Below are 17,795 nucleotides of genomic sequence, written 5' to 3'. Positions count from 1 at the left end.
TGAAAGGCGGGCACGGAAAGGCTCTGGAACGGAAAGGCGAGCCATGGAAAAGGACGCCATCCGCATGGCTCACCAGAAAAAGGCGACTTGCCTAAAAGTGGCTGAAACCGGGCAGTGTGCACCCGACTCTCGACAATTTCTCCACCTGGGTCCAGCCAAATTTTCACACGGCGATCTTGGCGGCTCCGGGAGTGAAGCGCCCACCGGTGTGACCTGGGTCTCTCCGGTGCGGCGACCGTATGTCCCCTTGGGGGAGAAATGGGTGCCCAGGAACAAGGGCTTCCACACCTTCTCCAAGAATTTTCTGCTGTCGCTTTGAACACAGCGGCCCTCTCGCGCGTACCCGGATGTGAGCGACCGACTGGGGGAACCCCCGGACACCGGAGGTAGGCGTGCGCAAGGATTCCGCCGTGGCTGATGAACGAAAGCGGCCCAGGGCCCGACATCGCATGACCTCGTCCTCGGCGTCCTCGCCCGAGCCGGACGAGGAGCTGATGCGTGCCCTGTATCGAGAACATGCGGGACCCCTGCTCGCCTATGTGCTGCGCCTGGTCGCGGGCGACCGGCAGCGCGCCGAGGACGTCGTGCAGGAAACGCTCATCCGTGCCTGGAAGAACGCCGGCCAGCTCAACCGAGCGACCGGTTCGGTACGCCCCTGGCTGGTGACGGTCGCCCGGCGCATCGTCATCGACGGCCACCGCAGCCGGCAGGCCCGGCCGCAGGAGGTCGACCCGTCGCCGCTGGAGGTCATCCCCGCGGAGGACGAGATCGACAAGGCGTTGTGGCTGATGACACTGTCGGACGCGCTGGAAGACCTGACCCCCGCCCACAGGGAGGTCCTGGTCGAAACGTACTTCAAAGGGCGTACGGTCAATGAGGCGGCCGAAACGCTCGGCATCCCCAGCGGAACGGTGCGCTCCAGGGTGTTCTACGCCCTGCGGTCGATGAAGCTGGCACTGGAGGAGCGGGGGGTGACGGCATGAGCAACCTGTACGGGGGATTCGGCACTGGTGGCCCCGGGGCCGTGAGAGGCGGTCCCCAGGGGCAGGGCGACATCCACGAGACCGTCGGCGCCTACGCCCTCGGCATCCTGGACGACGCGGAGGCGACCGCCTTCGAGGCGCACCTCGCCACCTGCGACTGGTGTGCCCAGCAGCTCGACGACCTGGCCGGCATGGAACCGATGCTGGCCGCGCTCGCCGACATGCCGGGCAGCCAGGGCAGCCCCGCCATCGGCGAATCCCTGTCCGCGAAACCCAGCCCACGGCTCGTCGAGCGGCTGGTCGACGAGGTCTCCGAGCGGCGCGCCCAGAAGCGGCGGCGCAGCTTCTACCTCGTCGCGGCCGCCGCCGCGCTGATCATCGGCGGCCCGCTCGCCGTGATGGCGGTGAACGGCGGCGACAGCGGCAACACGGGCACGGTGACCGCGGCCTCTCCCGCCAAGGCCGCGTTCCAGACCATGACCGACAAGGTCTCGGCGACCGACCCGGCCACCGGCGTCAGCGCCACCGTCGCGATGGCGGGCAAGGACTGGGGCACCAGCGGGGTCATGGAGCTGAAGGGCGTCAAGGGTCCGCTCAAGTGCTCCCTGATCGCCGTCGGCAAGAACGGCGAGCGCGAGACGCTCTCCACCTGGACCGTCCCGGAAGAGGGCTACGGCATCCCCACCGCCAAGACGGAGGAGGCGAAGAACCCGCTCTACGTCAGCGGCGCCGCCGCCTTCACCCCGAACCAGATCGACCACTTCGAGGTCATGACGCTCGACGGGAAGAAGCTCGTGGAGGTGAAGGCGTAGGCGTCCCCCCATCCGCCTGAGCGCTTCCCCGCGGCGTACGTCCGAGTACCTGAGGCCCGCGCCGCGGCTGACGTGTGCCGGTCCGGGCAGGCCGTAGCCTCCCCGGGCCCCCTTCGCGTACGGTGGACGGCTGCTCAGCACGTCAGAAGGGGGCCCGGTGGCCGCTCAGGTTCAACAGGAAACCGCGTTCGGCCCGGTCGGCAAGTCCGCGCACGACTCGCTCCGTGACCGGGAGATCAGCGTCGAACAGGAACACCTGGACCGGGTGTACCGGCGCCTCGAGGAAAAGATCCACGAGGCGGAGTTCCTGATGAACGACGCCGCCCAGCGCGGCCAGGTCGGCACGCCCGGCGCGCTCGCCGAGCGGGACGCCCAGGTGTTCCGGGCCGGTGTCCACCTCAACCGGCTCAACAACGAGTTCGAGGACTTCCTCTTCGGCCGGATCGACCTGCTGCTCGGCAAGGACGGCAAGAAGGGACCCGACGGCGCGTACACGGCGGTCGAGCCCGCCGAGGGCGCGGTGCGCCCCGACAACACCGCCGACATCGCCGAGACCCTGCACATCGGCCGCATCGGCGTCCTCGACCAGGACTACGCTCCGCTGGTCATCGACTGGCGGGCACCCGCCGCCGCCCCCTTCTACCGCTCCACCCCGGTCGACCCCGGTCGGGTCGTGCGCCGCCGGGTCATCCGCTCCAAGGGCCGCAGGGTGCTCGGCGTCGAGGACGACCTGATGCGCCCCGAGCTGACGGCCTTCCTCGACGGCCAGGAACTGCCCGTCATCGGCGACGGCGCCCTGATGGCCGCGCTCGGCCAGGCCCGCACCCACACCATGCGGGACATCGTGGCCTCCATCCAGGCGGAGCAGGACCTTGTCATCCGCGCCCCCGCCGCCTCCGTGACCTACGTCGAGGGCGGCCCCGGCACCGGCAAGACCGCCGTCGCCCTGCACCGGGCCGCCTACCTCCTCTACCAGGACCGGCGCCGCTACGCGGGCGGCATCCTGATCGTCTCGCCCACCCCGCTGCTGGTCGCGTACACCGAGGGCGTGCTGCCGTCGCTGGGGGAGGAGGGCCAGGTCGCCATCCGCGCCATCGGCTCGCTCGTCGAGGGTGCCGAGGCCACCCTGTACGACTCCCCGTCCGTGGCCCGTGCCAAGGGCTCCTCCCGCATGCTCAAGGTGCTGCGGAAGGCCGCCCGCGGAGCCCTGGAGCACGGCGACGCACCGGACCGGCTGCGGGTCGTCGCCTTCGGCCGCCGCCTGGAGCTGGAGGCCGAGGAGCTGGAACGGATCCGGCGCACCGCCCTCACCGGAACGGCTCCGGTCAACCTGCTGCGCCCGCGCGCCCGCAGGCTGCTCCTGGACGCCCTGTGGGCGCAGTCCGGCGCGGCGAACCGGCACGCCGACCCCGAGCTGGCCGCCGAGCTGCGGTCCTCCTTCGACGAGGACATCACCTCCGAGGACTCCTTCATCGCGTTCCTGGACGCCTGGTGGCCCGAGCTGACCCCCCGCTCCGTCCTCACCGCGATGGCCGACGAGAAGCGGCTGGGCCGCTGGGCGCGGCGCGTCCTCACCCCCGGCGAGGTGCGCAGGGTCGCGCGCTCGCTGAAGCGGGACGGGTACTCCGTGCACGACATCGCCCTGCTCGACGAGCTCCAGGCCATCGTCGGCCTGCCGGCCCGCCCGAGGAAGCGGCGCGAGCTGGACCCGCTGGACCAGCTGACCGGGCTCGAGGAGCTGATGCCCGTACGCGAGGAGTCGCAGCGTGAGCGCGCCGAGCGGCTGGCGCAGGAGCGCACCGAGTACGCGCACGTGATCGTCGACGAGGCGCAGGACCTCACGCCGATGCAGTGGCGGATGGTCGGGCGGCGCGGCCGGCACGCGACCTGGACCGTGGTCGGCGACCCGGCCCAGTCGTCCTGGTCCGACCCGGACGAGGCGGCCGAGGCCCGCGACGAGGCCCTGGGAACCCGTCCGCGCCGCCGCTTCACGCTCACGGTCAACTACCGCAACCCGGCCGAGATCGCCGAACTCGCCGCCAAGGTGCTGGCGCTCGCCATGCCGGGCTCCACCGCCCCCACGGCCGTGCGCTCCACCGGTGTCGAGCCCGGTTTCGCGGTCATACGGGACTCGATGGCGCGGACCGTCCGCGAGGAGGCCGCCCGGCTGCTCGACCTGGTCGACGGCACGGTCGGCGTCGTCGTCGCCATGAACCGGCGCGAGGAGGCGGCCCGCTGGCTGGACGGGCTCGGCGACCGGGTGGTGGCCCTCGGCAGCCTGGAGGCCAAGGGCCTGGAGTACGACGCGACGGTCGTCGTCTCGCCCGCGGAGATCGCCGACGAGAGCCCCGCGGGGCTGCGCGTGCTGTACGTGGCGCTCACCCGGGCGACGCAGCAGCTGACGGTGGTCTCCGGAGAGCGGGACGAGCCGGACGCGGCCGGGGTGCCGGACCTGCTGCGGGACTGAGGAACGGCCGACCGACGGACCTGTACGGAAGACGAACTCTCGCTCCGGGAATGGCCTTACGGGATCCGTTTGTTAGCCTGGGTGTGGCACCGGCCCGATCCAAGCCCCCGGGCCCAACCTTAGTCGCTCAGAGCGACCACTTGCCGCGAGGCGAGCATGGCGGGTCGGTGTCACCGACGTGCGGAGAGGTCCGCGTCCCCTGGGGCGCGGACCTCTCTCGTCGTGGGACGCCCTCTGTCACCGTCCGCCCCGGTCCCTTGTCTCTCGTACGGCGGAAGGTGTTTTCCGAATGTAGCCCGAGCCGACGAACAAAACGTTCGCAATCCGGGGCGGCTACCACGTACTCCCCGGTAGGTGCGACGATCGGACGGCATATCCGAGACACAACCGCGGACACATCCGCGACACGGTGAAAGCAGAGGAAGTCGGCCATGGCAACGGCGCCCAGCGTCTCCTACTCGATGACGGTCCGGTTGGAGGTGCCCGCGAGCGGAACCGCCGTCTCGCAGCTCACCACCGCCGTGGAGTCCTCCGGAGGCTCGGTGACCGGCCTCGACGTCACCGCGTCCGGCCACGAGAAGCTCCGTATCGACGTCACCATCGCCGCCACCTCCACGGCGCACGCGCAGGAGATCGTCGAGAAGCTGCGCGGCATCGAGGGCGTCACGCTGGGCAAGGTCTCGGACCGTACGTTCCTCATGCACCTCGGCGGCAAGATCGAGATGGCGTCGAAGCACCCCATCCGCAACCGTGACGACCTGTCCATGGTCTACACGCCCGGCGTGGCCCGCGTCTGCATGGCGATCGCCGAGAACCCCGAGGACGCCCGCCGCCTCACCATCAAGCGCAACTCCGTTGCGGTCGTGACGGACGGCTCCGCCGTGCTCGGCCTCGGCAACATCGGTCCGAAGGCCGCACTGCCCGTCATGGAGGGCAAGGCGGCCCTCTTCAAGCGGTTCGCCGGCATCGACGCCTGGCCGATCTGCCTCGACACCCAGGACACCGACGCGATCGTGGAGATCGTGAAGGCGATCGCCCCCGGGTTCGCCGGCATCAACCTCGAGGACATCTCCGCGCCCCGCTGCTTCGAGATCGAGGCGCGGCTGCGCGAGGCCCTCGACATCCCCGTCTTCCACGACGACCAGCACGGCACGGCGATCGTCGTCCTCGCCGCCCTCACCAACGCACTGCGCGTGGTGGGCAAGGAGATCGAGAACGTCCGCGTCGTGATGTCGGGCGCCGGCGCCGCCGGTACCGCGATCCTCAAGCTGCTGCTCGCTGCGGGCGTGAAGAACGCGGTGGTGGCCGACATCCACGGTGTCGTGCACGCCGGCCGTGAGGACCTGGTCGACGCCGCGCCGGACTCGGCGCTGCGCTGGATCGCCGACAACACCAACCAGGAGGGCCTGACCGGCACGCTGAAGGAAGCGGTGCGCGGCGCCGACGTCTTCATCGGCGTCTCGGCGCCGAACGTGCTCGACGGCGACGACGTGGCGGCCATGGCGGACGGCGCGATCGTGTTCGCGCTCGCGAACCCGGACCCCGAGGTCGACCCGGCAATCGCCCGTCAGACGGCGGCCGTTGTGGCCACCGGGCGCTCCGACTTCCCCAACCAGATCAACAACGTGCTGGTGTTCCCGGGCGTCTTCCGCGGTCTGCTGGACGCGCAGTCCCGCACGGTCAACACGGAGATGATGCTGGCGGCCGCGCAGGCGCTCGCGGACGTGGTGACCGAGGACGAACTGAACCCGAACTACATCGTTCCGAGCGTCTTCAACGACAAGGTCGCGGGCGCGGTCGCGGGAGCGGTGCGGGAGGCCGCGAAGGCGGCGGGCGCGTCGGCGACGGCGGTCGAGTAGGAGCCCGCGGCACGGCTGTGACCATTGCCACGGTGGCCCTTGACCGGCGCGTCGTGGAACCCCCGCTGCCCGGCCGCCCTCTATGGTGGCGGCCGGGCTCGGACCCCTCAGAACCTGCGATCTGTCGCGGAAAGCGAACGGAACGTCACCGTGGCAAGGCGGTGGCGCCCTTCGTGTGACTCCCAAGGGTGTTCTCACGACTCCTACGGGTGCCGGATTGGCTTTCCCGCCGCAGGTGGGGGCAGGATGCGTCTTCGGGCGCGAGGGTCTGACGACGGACCCGGGTCCGGGGACTCTCCGAGGACCCTGGCAGCATCGGCTTCGCCGTGCCCAACATGCGGCTCCGCCGCGTGGCACGCCTCAACGGCAAGAAGAACACGGGAGTAACAACATGAACCGCAGTGAGCTGGTGGCCGCGCTGGCCGACCGCGCCGAGGTGACCCGCAAGGACGCCGACGCCGTGCTGGCCGCGTTCGCCGAGACCGTCGGCGAGGTCGTCGCCAAGGGCGACGAGAAGGTCACCATCCCTGGCTTCCTCACCTTCGAGCGCACCCACCGTGCCGCTCGCACCGCGCGCAACCCGCAGACCGGCGACCCCATCCAGATCCCGGCCGGCTACAGCGTGAAGGTCTCCGCGGGCTCCAAGCTCAAGGAAGCCGCCAAGGGCAAGTGATCTTGCCGTTCGTGCGCCACGGGACGGCGTACGACACCGTGACGCCACGGGACGGCGTAGCAAGGCCGTACCGCCACAGGTCGGCACACCAGGGCCGCGCCCGCCGCACGGCGGCGTGACAAGCGGTACCGCCGCAGAGGGCGGCGCAACCGCCGCAGGACGGCGGCGCGACGAGACGAGGCCCGACAACGCTTCGAGCGACGGCGTACGGGCCCGGTAAGGCCAAAGGGGCGGTCACCCGGTACGGTGACCGCCCCTTCGCTTGCGTGGCACTTCGCGGGGCGCGGGCGCAGTGGGGGAGTTCGATGCCGATGCCGTCAGGCCCACGGGGGTCCAAGGGGGCGAAGCCCCCTGGACGGGACGGGTAGGGGCGGCGGGGGTGAAAACCTGCTGCCCCCGGACGCCGGCCGCTCGTGCGGTGCCCCGGGGCGGTGGCCGCTAGCCGAGCGCCTTCCCCGGCAGCTCGACCTTCGCGCCCAGCTCCACCAGCTTCTCCATGAAGTTCTCGTAGCCGCGGTTGATCAGGTCGATGCCGTGGACCCGGGACGTGCCCTCGGCCGCCAGGGCCGCGATCAGGTAGGAGAAGCCACCGCGGAGATCGGGGATGACCAGGTCCGAGCCCTGCAGCTTCGTCGGGCCCGAAACCACCGCGGAGTGCAGGAAGTTGCGCTGGCCGAAGCGGCAGTCGGAGCCGCCGAGGCACTCGCGGTAGAGCTGGATGTGCGCGCCCATCTGGTTCAGCGCGGAGGTGAAGCCGAGGCGGGACTCGTACACCGTCTCGTGGATGATCGACAGGCCCGTCGCCTGGGTCAGGGCCACGACCAGCGGCTGCTGCCAGTCCGTCTGGAAGCCGGGGTGCACGTCCGTCTCCAGCGCGATGGACTTCAGCTGCCCGCCCGGGTGCCAGAACCGGATGCCCTCGTCGTCGATCTCGAACGCGCCGCCCACCTTGCGGTAGGTGTTCAGGAACGTCATCATCGACCGCTGCTGCGCGCCACGGACGTAGATGTTGCCGTTGGTCGCCAGCGCCGCCGACGCCCAGGACGCCGCCTCCAGCCGGTCCGGGAGGGCGCGGTGGGTGTACCCGCCGAGCTTCTCCACACCGGTGATGCGGATCGTGCGGTCGGTGTCCATCGCGATGATCGCGCCCATTTTCTGCAGCACGCAGATCAGGTCCTCGATCTCCGGCTCCACGGCCGCGTTGGACAGCTCGGTGACGCCCTCGGCGAGCACCGCCGTCAGCAGCACCTGCTCCGTCGCGCCGACCGACGGGTACGGCAGCCGGATCTTCGTGCCGCGCAGCCCCTTGGGCGCCTCCAGGTACTGGCCGTCCGCGCGCTTCTCGATGACCGCGCCGAACTGCCGCAGCACGTCGAAGTGGAAGTCGATCGGCCGGCCGCCGATGTCGCAGCCGCCGAGACCCGGGATGAACGCGTGGCCCAGGCGGTGCAGCAGCGGGCCGCAGAACAGGATCGGGATGCGCGACGAGCCCGCGTGGGCATCGATGTCAGCGACGTTCGCGCTCTCGACGTGCGTCGGGTCGAGCACCAGCTCACCCGGCTCCTCGCCCGGACGCACCGTCACACCGTGCAGCTGCAGCAGCCCCCGCACGACGCGTACGTCGCGGATGTCGGGCACGTTGCGCAGTCTGCTCGGGGCACTGCCCAGAAGGGCGGCGACCATGGCCTTCGGTACGAGGTTCTTCGCACCGCGGACACGGATCTCGCCCTCGAGCGGGGTGCCGCCGTGGACAAGGAGGACATCGTCGTTGACGGTCATGAATCTCGCGTTCCGTGGAGTGGGGCAGGGGCCGAAGACGTAAGCGTAATGGCCGCCTACCCCCGTTCAGTAAGCCCAAGTGGCCCCAAGGAAGGTCATAGCTTTGCCACAACACGAACCGTGCGGAGGCGGACGCGAGCGGTTACCGGGACGCCCGTGCGCCCGCAACGCACCCATGAGCCCTGAGCTGCATTCACCCACGTACCCCCGTTGCCTCCCCATCCCGAGGCAAGATGCGGGATCATGTCTGGCATGACCGAGGTGTCCTCGCTCACAGGGCGGCTGCTCGTGGCCACCCCCGCCCTGGCGGACCCGAATTTCGACCGCGCTGTGGTGCTGCTCCTCGACCACGACGAGGAGGGCTCGCTCGGCGTGGTCCTCAACCGCCCCACGCCCGTTGACGTGGGGGACATCCTGGAGGGCTGGGCGGACCTCGCGGGCGAGCCCGGTGTCGTCTTCCAGGGCGGACCCGTGTCGCTGGACTCGGCGCTCGGGGTCGCGGTGATCCCCGGCGGCGCCTCCCCGGAGCACGCCCCGCTCGGCTGGCGGCGGGTGCACGGCGCGATCGGCCTGGTCGACCTGGAGGCCCCTCCCGAGCTGCTCGCCAAGGCGCTCGGCTCGCTGCGCATCTTCGCCGGATACGCCGGCTGGGGGCCGGGCCAGCTGGAGGACGAACTGGTGGACGGGGCGTGGTACGTCGTCGAGTCCGAACCCGGCGACGTGTCGTCCCCCGCCCCGGAGAAACTCTGGCGTGACGTGCTGCGACGCCAGCGCAGCGAGCTGGCGATGGTGGCGACGTACCCGGACGACCCTACGCTCAACTGATACGCGCGGGCTTCAGTACGCTTGGCCCTATGAGCACTCTTGAGCCCGAGCGCGGTACCGGTACGGGGACCCTCGTAGAGCCGACGCCGCAGGTGTCGCACGGTGACGGCGACCACGAGCGCTTCGCCCACTACGTCCAGAAGGACAAGATCATGGCGAGCGCCCTGGACGGCACGCCCGTCGTGGCGTTGTGCGGCAAGGTGTGGGTCCCGGGACGCGACCCGAAGAAGTACCCCGTCTGCCCGATGTGCAAGGAGATCTACGACTCCATGGGCAGCGGCGGCGAAGGCAAGGGCGGCGACAAGTAGCCGACCGCTCGGCTGCCTGACGACTGCTGGGCTCCCGGGACGTGCTTTTGACACGTTCCGGGAGCTTTTGTGCCTTTCGCCGGATATGTCGGTCCGCCTCGGTCCGCCTCGGTGTCGAGATTGCCGCCTGCGGACCGGGCCGAGCGGTGAAGACTGGCGCCATGCCTGAGTTTCCGTACTCCCTCCGCCCGGGGCTCGACGTGCACCTGGTCCCCGCTCCCGTCCGGATGTCCCCCTCGATCGGCGGCGTGGGTCACGTCATCGACGAGGAGACCGGGATCGAGGCGGCGGGCCCCGGCGCCGAGCGTGTCGCGCGCCGGCTGCGGGCGACCGTGGGCGCCGCGACCGGGCTGCCGCTGCCGCCGCACAGCGGCAACCGGAACCGCATCCTGCTGCGCGTGGTCCCCGGGCTCGAGGAGGAACTCGGCAGCCCTGAGGCTTACCGCTTGACCGTCGACGGTCACGTCGTCGCCGTCGACGGGGCGAGCGGGGCCGGACTGTTCCGGGGCGCCGAGACCTTCCGCCAGCTGCTCGGGCCGGAGGCCTTCCGTCGTGCCCCGGTGACCGGGAAGCGGGAGTGGAAGGTGCCCGCGGTGACGATCCACGACGCACCCCGCTTCGGCTGGCGCGGCCTCCTGCTCGACGTGGCCCGGCACTTCATGCCCAAGGACGGCGTCCTGCGCTACCTGGACCTGATGGCCGCGCACAAGCTCAACGTCCTCCATCTGCACCTCACCGACGACCAGGGGTGGCGGCTGGAGATCAGGCGCCACCCGAGGCTCACCGAGGTCGGGTCCTGGCGGGCGCGCACCAGATTCGGCCACCGGGCCTCGCCGCTGTGGGAGGAGAAGCCGCACGGCGGTTTCTACACCCAGGACGACATCCGCGAGATCGTCGCGTACGCGGCCGAGCGGCACATCACCGTCGTCCCCGAGATCGACATCCCCGGGCACAGCCAGGCGGCCATCGCCGCGTATCCGGAACTCGGCAACTGCGACGTCATCGACACGACCTCCCTGACGGTCTGGGACGACTGGGGCATCAACCCCAACGTACTCGCCCCCACCGACACCACCCTGCGGTTCTACGAGGAGGTGTTCGAGGAGGTCCTGGAACTCTTCCCGTCACCCTTCGTCCACATCGGCGGTGACGAGTGCCCCAAGGGCCAGTGGCGGCGCTCCCCGGCCGCGCAGGCGCGCCTCAAGGAGCTGGGGCTCGCGGACGAGGACGAGCTCCAGGCGTGGTTCATCCGGCACTTCGACACCTGGCTCACCGCACGCGGCCGCCGGCTCGTCGGCTGGGACGAGATCCTGGAGGGCGGCCTCGCGGACGGGGCCACGGTCTCCTCCTGGCGCGGGTACGCGGGTGGGATCACGGCGGCGAAAAGCGGCCACGACGTCGTCATGTGCCCCGAGCAGCAGGTGTACCTGGACCACCGTCAGGACGGCGGTGCCGACGAGCCGGTGCCCATCGGGTACGTGCGCACCCTGGAGGACGTCTACCGCTTCGAGCCCGTTCCGCCGCAGTTGACGCAGGAGGAGGCGCGGCACGTGCTCGGCACCCAGGCCAACGTCTGGACCGAGGTGACGGAGGATCAGGGACGCGTCGACTACCAGGCGTTTCCCCGGCTCGCGGCGTTCGCCGAGGTCGCCTGGAGTGCCCTTCCCGCCCCGGCCGAGCGGGACTTCGCGGACTTCGAGCGGCGCATGGCCGTCCACTACCGTCGACTGGACGCGCTCGGGGTCGCCTACCGGCCGCCCGCGGGCCCGCTGCCGTGGCAGCGGCGACCCGGGGTGCTCGGACGCCCGATCGAGGGTGCGCCCCCGAACGTGTGAGGTGCCGGGCGGAGGGCAGGCGAGGCGCCGGGTCGGCTGGAAACGTACCCCCGCATGGGAAAAGCAGTGCAAGGGACGTCGAAGAGCCGCAATGCGCCCTCATCGGGGATGCCATGGCAAAACGGTCCATCTCCCTGGCCAGCGGGGCGAATGCCTCCTAGCGGACCCCCGCGTCGGAGGCCGTGAAAGATGTGCCAGAGTTGCCACGTCCGCCCTGTGAGCACGTACCGTACGGCCACACAGGTGGGACCAGGTGGGGCAGCGGGAAGGGGCAGCCGGTTTGACCACGCACGCACCGCAGGCGGCGCAGGCCGTGACGCTGCCCGCCTCACTGGACGAGGCCGTGGCGGCCCTCGCCGCCCATCCGGCCGCCGTTCCCGTGGCGGGCGGCACCGACCTCATGGCCGCGGTGAACTCCGGGCAGCTGAGGCCCGCCGCACTGGTCGGCCTCGGCCGGATCAGCGAGATCCGCGGCTGGCAGTACCAGGACGGCCACGCGCTGCTCGGCGCCGGCCTCACCCACGCGCGCATGGGACGCCCGGACTTCGCGGCGCTCATCCCCGCCCTCGCGGCGGCGGCGCGCGCGGCCGGCCCGCCGCACATCCGCAACGCGGGCACCCTGGGCGGCAACATCGCCTCGGCCGCGCCCACCGGGGACGCGCTTCCGGTGCTCGCCGCCCTGGAGGCCACGCTGATCATCGCCGGCCCGGGCGGGGCACGCCGGGAGATCCCGGTCTCGCACCTGCTGGCCGGCGTGGAGATGCTGCGCGCCGGTGAACTCATCGGCTACGTGCGCGTGCCGCTGCTGCACGCCCCCCAGGTCTTCCTGAAGGCGACCGGCCGCACCGGACCCGGGCGGGCGCTGGCGTCGGTGGCGGTGGTCCTCGACCCGGCCCGGCGCGGGGTGCGCTGCGCCGTCGGGGCCATAGCGCCGATGCCGCTGCGTCCGCTGGAGGCCGAGCAGTGGGTCGCGCAGCTCATCGACTGGGACAACAACCGCGCCATCGTCCCGGAGGCCATGAACGCCTTCGGGGAGTACGTTTCCGCGGCCTGCATCCCCGACCCGGCCCCCGCGGCGGACGGCACCGTGCAGCAGCTTCCGCCCGCCGTACTGCACCTGCGGCGCACCGTCGCCGCGCTGGCCCGACGAGCACTGGGGAGGGCACTGTCGTGACGGACGACCAGCACCCGGAGGGCGCCCACCAGCAGGGCGCGGGCGGCTCCTGGGAGCGGCTGCCGCAAGGGGACTACGACGACGGCGCCACCGCCTTCGTCCAGCTCCCGGAGGGTGGGATCGACGCCCTCCTCGCCTCCCACAGCCCGCTGGCCGCGCCGGGCCACGGCTATGTGCCGCCGACGTTCACCCCGCAGGAGGGCACGGGCGCCGAGGAGCACGGCGGGAACTGGGGCGCGCCCGCGGAGGGCGCCCACTGGCCGGCCGCCCCGCAGGAAGGAACCGGGGACCGGTTCTCGTACAACCCCGGCACGACCGGGCAGTGGAGCTTCGAGGAGGCCCAGGCCGCGCGGGAGCCCGCACCCGGGCACGACGTCACCGGGCAGTGGTCGATCCCGGTCGCGGGCGGTGATCTCCCGGACGAGTCGGGCGAGTTCAGCACGTCGTCGCTCGTCGAGCGGTGGGGCGGTACCCCGCCCGCGACCCTGCCGGGCGGCGCGCCCGCGCCCTGGGCGACGGAGGAGACCGGACAGCCGTGGCCGGGCCAGGAGCAGGAGAGCGCCGCACGGACGCCCGAGGAGGCCCCTGGGGAGCCGTCCGACGGGTCGTACGAGGAGGCGAGGGCCGACGGGGCCCCTCAGGCGCCCGAGACCGCCCCTGAGCCGTCTCACGCCTCGCAAGCCTCCGAGGCATCCGACCCCTCCGAGGGATCCGACGCCTCCCGGGCGTCCCAGGCCGACGAGGCACCGGCTCCCGAAGCGGCGCGGGACCCCGAGCCCGACCCGGCCTCCGAGCCCGCCGGTGCCCAGGACCCGCCCGCGGAGCAGGCCCCCGAGCCCGCGCCCCCGCACGACGAGCACCCCCTGGCCTCCTACGTCCTGCGGGTCAACGGCGCCGACCGGCCCGTCACCGAGGCGTGGGTCGGCGAGTCGCTGCTGTACGTGCTGCGCGAGCGGCTCGGCCTCGCCGGTGCCAAGGACGGCTGCTCGCAGGGCGAGTGCGGCGCCTGCAACGTGCAGGTCGACGGACGGCTCGTCGCCTCCTGCCTGGTGCCCGCGGTCACCGCGGCGGGCAGCGAGGTCCGTACGGTCGAGGGTCTCGCCGCCGACGGGCAGCCCTCCGACGTGCAGCGGGCCCTCGCCCGGTGCGGCGCCGTGCAGTGCGGTTTCTGCGTGCCCGGCATGGCGATGACCGTGCACGACCTGCTGGAGGGCAATCCGGCGCCGACCGAACTCGAGACCCGCCAGGCGCTGTGCGGCAACCTGTGCCGCTGCTCCGGCTACCGGGGCGTCCTGCAGGCCGTCCAGGAGGTCGTCGCCGAGCGGGAGGCGCACCGCGCCGAGGGCGAGTCGGCAGCGGACGGCGGCGAACCGCGCATCCCGCACCAGGCGGGCCCCGGGGAGGGCGGCGTCCACCTCGACGCGTTCGGCAACGTGACCCCGAACGACCATCCGTACGGCCAGGACGGAGGCCAGACGTGAGCAACGAAGCCGCCACCGCGACCACCGCGGCGGCCGCACCCGCCCCCGAGCCGCTGCCGCACGGCATCGGAGCCTCCCTGCCGTCCGCCGACGCCCGCGCCAAGACCGAGGGCACCTTCCCGTACGCGGCCGACCTGTGGGCCGAGGGCCTGCTGTGGGCCGCGGTGCTGCGCTCCCCGCACCCGCATGCGCGCATTCTGTCCATCGACACCCGGCACGCGCGCGAGATGCCCGGCGTGCGGGCCGTCCTCACCCATGAGGACGTGCCCGCGGGCCCGCTGCACGGACGCGGCACCGCCGACCGCCCCGTCTTCGCCTCCGACGTCGTACGCCACCACGGGGAGCCCATCGCGGCCGTCGCCGCCGACCACCCCGACACCGCCCGCATGGCCGCCGCCGCGGTCATCGTCGAGTACGAGGTGCTGGAGCCGGTCACCGACCCCGAGCAGGCGTTCGAGGCCGAGCCGCTGCATCCCGACGGCAATCTGATCCGCCACATCCCGCTGCGCCACGGCGACCCGGACGCGGTCGGCGAGGTGGTCGTCGAGGGCCTGTACCGCATCGGCCGCCAGGACCCCGCCCCGATCGGCGCGGAGGCCGGGCTTGCCGTGCCCCGGCCCGACGGCGGGGTCGAGCTGTACGTCGCCTCCACCGACCCGCACACCGACCGGGACCGGGCCGCCGCGGTCTACGGCCTGGAACCGGAGCGGGTGAAGGTCGTGGTCACCGGTGTGCCCGGCGCCACCGCGGACCGCGAGGACCAGGGCTTCCAACTGCCGCTGGGACTCCTCGCCCTGAGGACCGGCTGCCCGGTGAAGCTGACCGCGACCCGCGAGGAGTCCTTCCTCGGCCACGTCCACCGCCACCCCACGCTGCTGCGCTACCGCCACCACGCGGACGCCGAGGGCAGGCTGGTGAAGGTCGAGGCGCAGATCCTGCTGGACGCCGGCGCGTACGCGGACACCTCCTCCGACGCGCTGGCCGCCGCGGTGTCCTTCGCCTGCGGCCCGTACGTCGTCCCGAACGCCTTCATCGAGGGCTGGGTCGTCCGCACCAACAACCCGCCCTCGGGCCATGTGCGCGGCGAGGGCGCGATGCAGGTGTGCGCCGCGTACGAGGCGCAGATGGACAAGCTCGCGAAGAAGCTGGGCCTCGACCCGGCGGAGCTGCGGATGCGCAACGTCATGGCGACGGGCGACGTCCTGCCGACCGGCCAGACGGTGACGTGTCCGGCGCCGGTGGCCGAACTGCTGGAGGCCGTACGGGACTTCCCGCTGCCACCGCTGCCCAAGGACACCCCCGAGGAGGAGTGGCTGCTGCCGGGCGGCCCCGAGGGTGCCGGCGAACCGGGTGCGGTCCGGCGGGGGGTGGGCTACGGCCTCGGCATGGTCCACATGCTCGGCGCGGAGGGCGCGGACGAGGTCTCCACGGCGACCGTGAAGGTCAAGGACGGCGTGGCCACGGTGCTGTGCGCGGCCGTGGAAACGGGCCAGGGTTTCGCGACCCTCGCCCGGCAGATCGTCCAGGAGACCCTCGGCATCGACGAGGTGCACGTCGCCCCGGTCGACACCGACCAGCCGCCGGCGGGCGCGGGCTGCCGGGGCCGCCACACCTGGGTGTCCGGCGGCGCGGTGGAACGAGCCGCGAAAATGGTCCGCACCCAGCTCCTCCAGCCCCTGGCGCACAAGTTCGGCATGTCCACCGAGCTGCTCCAGATCACGGACGGCAAGATCACGTCGTACGACGGAGTCCTGTCCACGACCGTGACCGAGGCGATGGACGGCAAGGAACTGTGGGCCACCGCCCAGTGCCGCCCGCACCCGACCGAACCGCTGAACGAGACGGGCCAGGGCGACGCCTTCGTGGGGCTCGCCTTCTGCGCGATCCGCGCGGTGGTGGACGTGGACATCGAGATCGGCTCGGTACGGGTCGTGGAGCTGGCCGTGGCCCAGGACGTGGGCCGCGTACTGAACCCGGCGCAACTGGCGGCCCGGGTCGAGGCCGGAGTCACCCAGGGCGTGGGCATCGCGCTCACGGAGAACCTGCGCACCGCCCGCGGTGTGGTCCGCCACCCCGACCTGACGGGCTACTCCCTGCCGACGGCCCTGGACGTCCCCGACATCAAGATCGTCAAACTGGTCGAGGAACGGGACGTGGTCGCCCCCTTCGGCGCGAAGGCGGTCAGCGCGGTGCCGGTGGTCACGTCCCCGGCGGCGATTGCGTCGGCGGTCCGCGCGGCGACGGGCCGCCCGGTCAACCGCCTGCCGATCCGCCCGCAGGCGGCGGTGGTCACGACGCAGTGAGGGGCGCCCGTGCTGCGTGGTGTGGTCCTCGTCACGCGCGCGACCGGAAGGGCGGCGTGCTCCTGCGGCGTTGTCAGTGGTGCCGCATAAGGTTCTTGGCGTTGGGGGAGAGCCACTCGGCGGGACGATGTGTCCTGCCCTGCGGATGCTCTGGCCGGGGACGAGGCACGCGGGGGAACAATGGGCAGGACCGACACCGGTGGTGTGATCACGTTTGACGAGGCGGACCTCGATCTCTGCACGACGCACGGGCAGCCCCGGCGTCCGCTGACGGGCACCGAACCGACCTCCGACACAGCCGTGTTGTGGCTGCGCGTCCTCGGCGGGCGGCCGGCGCTGCGACGGGTGGCCGAGCTGGTCGACGAGGCCGAGAGGCTCGCCGAGGCGCTGCGCGACCAGCTGGTCATCGGAGCGCTGCGCACCGTGGACCGCGACCTGCAGTCGCTCCTGGACGGCGCGACGACGTACGCCTTCCCGCGCACCCGCTGCCTGATGGACCCGCCGCCGCTGGCACCGTCCTTGGAGCAGGTACTGCGGTTCGCGGCGACGACACACGAACTGACCGACGACCTTGCGCCGGCCTGGCGGATGGCCGCACTGATCCGGCCGCTGACCCGGACCGCCCGCCCCGGAACGGGCCTCGCCCTGGACCTGCCGCCCCGGCTCCTGGACGAGGAGTTCGGCACCGCCGCGGTCGTCCGCTTCGAGGACGTCGACTTCCCCGCCACCCTCACCCACGAGCCGACCCGCCGCTTCCTGCGCGAGGTGGGCCTGCCGGAGAACGGCCACTGGTACGAACTGGACACGGACGTACCGCTGCCGACGCTGACGGAGTACTACGCGCACGAGGAGGACTTCCCGGAGGACGACCTCCCGGAGGGTGCGGCCCGCCTGATACGCCTCGGCCACCTGCCGGACGACACGAGCCTGCTCCTGGACGGCGCCGACGGGGCACTCCTGTGCTGGAGCGCCCAGGACCCGACCTTGCGCCCGCTGAACGCGGACATCTCCACCCTGGCCTTCACGGTGTGGCTGGCCCACCGGGAGAGGCGGAAAAGGCGCTCGGCCGACCACCTGCCGGCGGTCGGGCGTGACGCCGGTGGAGAGGCCGTGGCGGGAATCGAGCCCGCGTGACTCCCCGCGGGCGGAGCCCGCTGATGGATGCTGCGCAGGCGAGTCCTTGGGTCACGTGCGCGTTTGGCCGACCACCTGCCGGCGGTCGGGCGTGACGCCGGTGGAGAGGCCGTGGCGGGAATCGAGCCCGCGTGACTCCCCGCGGGCGGAGCCCGCTGATGG

At 72.1% G+C, this 17,795-nt stretch carries 14 protein-coding genes; 13 read left to right on the top strand and 1 reads right to left on the bottom strand.

Going from position 1 to position 17,795, the window contains the following annotated elements:
• Positions 1-43 precede the first annotated feature (43 nt).
• The 6 genes from ACFYZJ_RS33935 to ACFYZJ_RS33910 all read left to right on the top strand — a co-directional run bounded on the left by ACFYZJ_RS33935 (position 44) and on the right by ACFYZJ_RS33910 (position 6,794).
• Positions 44-319: a hypothetical protein gene (locus ACFYZJ_RS33935; protein WP_388574665.1), complete on the top strand. Its 276-nt coding sequence runs from the start codon at positions 44-46 to the stop codon at positions 317-319.
• Positions 320-392: 73 nt separating this feature from the next.
• Positions 393-983 carry a sigma-70 family RNA polymerase sigma factor gene (locus ACFYZJ_RS33930; protein WP_388574662.1) on the top strand — a complete coding sequence of 197 codons (591 nt, stop codon included), beginning with the start codon at positions 393-395 and terminating at the stop codon, positions 981-983.
• Positions 980-1,795, top strand: a complete 816-nt coding sequence (locus ACFYZJ_RS33925) for an anti-sigma factor family protein (protein ID WP_388574660.1) — start codon at positions 980-982, stop codon at positions 1,793-1,795. Before ACFYZJ_RS33930 ends, ACFYZJ_RS33925 begins: the two co-directional genes overlap by 4 nt.
• 157 nt (positions 1,796-1,952) lie before the next feature.
• On the top strand, positions 1,953-4,262 hold the full coding sequence (locus ACFYZJ_RS33920) for a HelD family protein (protein ID WP_388574657.1): 2,310 nt from the start codon (positions 1,953-1,955) through the stop codon (positions 4,260-4,262).
• 431 nt (positions 4,263-4,693) lie between these two features.
• Positions 4,694-6,121, top strand: a complete 1,428-nt coding sequence (locus ACFYZJ_RS33915) for an NAD-dependent malic enzyme (protein ID WP_388574654.1) — start codon at positions 4,694-4,696, stop codon at positions 6,119-6,121.
• Between the two features lie 391 nt (positions 6,122-6,512).
• Entirely contained in the window at positions 6,513-6,794 is a 282-nt protein-coding gene (locus tag ACFYZJ_RS33910; protein ID WP_007498188.1) for an HU family DNA-binding protein, read from the top strand.
• 438 nt (positions 6,795-7,232) lie between these two features.
• Here the strand turns inward: ACFYZJ_RS33910 and murA are convergent, their stop codons facing one another.
• The gene (gene murA / locus ACFYZJ_RS33905) at positions 7,233-8,573 is read right to left on the bottom strand and encodes a UDP-N-acetylglucosamine 1-carboxyvinyltransferase (protein WP_388574651.1); all 1,341 of its coding nucleotides are present in this window, start codon (positions 8,571-8,573) and stop codon (positions 7,233-7,235) included.
• Positions 8,574-8,825: 252 nt separating this feature from the next.
• On the opposite strand from murA, the gene ACFYZJ_RS33900 reads away from it, so the two are divergent.
• The 7 genes from ACFYZJ_RS33900 (at position 8,826) to ACFYZJ_RS33870 (ending at position 17,633) form a co-directional block, all read left to right on the top strand.
• On the top strand, positions 8,826-9,398 hold the full coding sequence (locus ACFYZJ_RS33900) for a YqgE/AlgH family protein (RefSeq protein WP_200417816.1): 573 nt from the start codon (positions 8,826-8,828) through the stop codon (positions 9,396-9,398).
• Positions 9,399-9,427: 29 nt separating this feature from the next.
• Positions 9,428-9,706, top strand: coding sequence for a DUF3039 domain-containing protein (locus ACFYZJ_RS33895; protein WP_388574648.1), 279 nt, complete (start codon positions 9,428-9,430; stop codon positions 9,704-9,706).
• A gap of 161 nt (positions 9,707-9,867) precedes the next feature.
• Positions 9,868-11,541, top strand: coding sequence for a beta-N-acetylhexosaminidase (locus ACFYZJ_RS33890; RefSeq protein WP_388574645.1), 1,674 nt, complete (start codon positions 9,868-9,870; stop codon positions 11,539-11,541).
• Positions 11,542-11,821: 280 nt separating this feature from the next.
• On the top strand, positions 11,822-12,715 hold the full coding sequence (locus ACFYZJ_RS33885; protein ID WP_388574643.1) for an FAD binding domain-containing protein: 894 nt from the start codon (positions 11,822-11,824) through the stop codon (positions 12,713-12,715).
• A complete protein-coding gene (locus tag ACFYZJ_RS33880) occupies positions 12,712-14,196 on the top strand; it encodes a 2Fe-2S iron-sulfur cluster-binding protein (protein ID WP_388574641.1) in 1,485 nt (494 codons plus the stop codon). The genes ACFYZJ_RS33885 and ACFYZJ_RS33880 overlap by 4 nt, the downstream gene beginning before the upstream one ends.
• On the top strand, positions 14,193-16,499 hold the full coding sequence (locus ACFYZJ_RS33875; RefSeq protein ID WP_388574638.1) for a xanthine dehydrogenase family protein molybdopterin-binding subunit: 2,307 nt from the start codon (positions 14,193-14,195) through the stop codon (positions 16,497-16,499). Before ACFYZJ_RS33880 ends, ACFYZJ_RS33875 begins: the two co-directional genes overlap by 4 nt.
• 180 nt (positions 16,500-16,679) lie before the next feature.
• Positions 16,680-17,633: an SUKH-4 family immunity protein gene (locus ACFYZJ_RS33870; protein WP_388574635.1), complete on the top strand. Its 954-nt coding sequence runs from the start codon at positions 16,680-16,682 to the stop codon at positions 17,631-17,633.
• Positions 17,634-17,795: the final 162 nt, after the last annotated feature.

Source organism: Streptomyces sp. NPDC001848 (genome assembly GCF_042891915.1).
In the GTDB taxonomy this organism is placed as follows: Bacteria; Actinomycetota; Actinomycetes; order Streptomycetales; family Streptomycetaceae; genus Streptomyces.
This window is presented reverse-complemented; position numbering and strand designations above follow the sequence as displayed.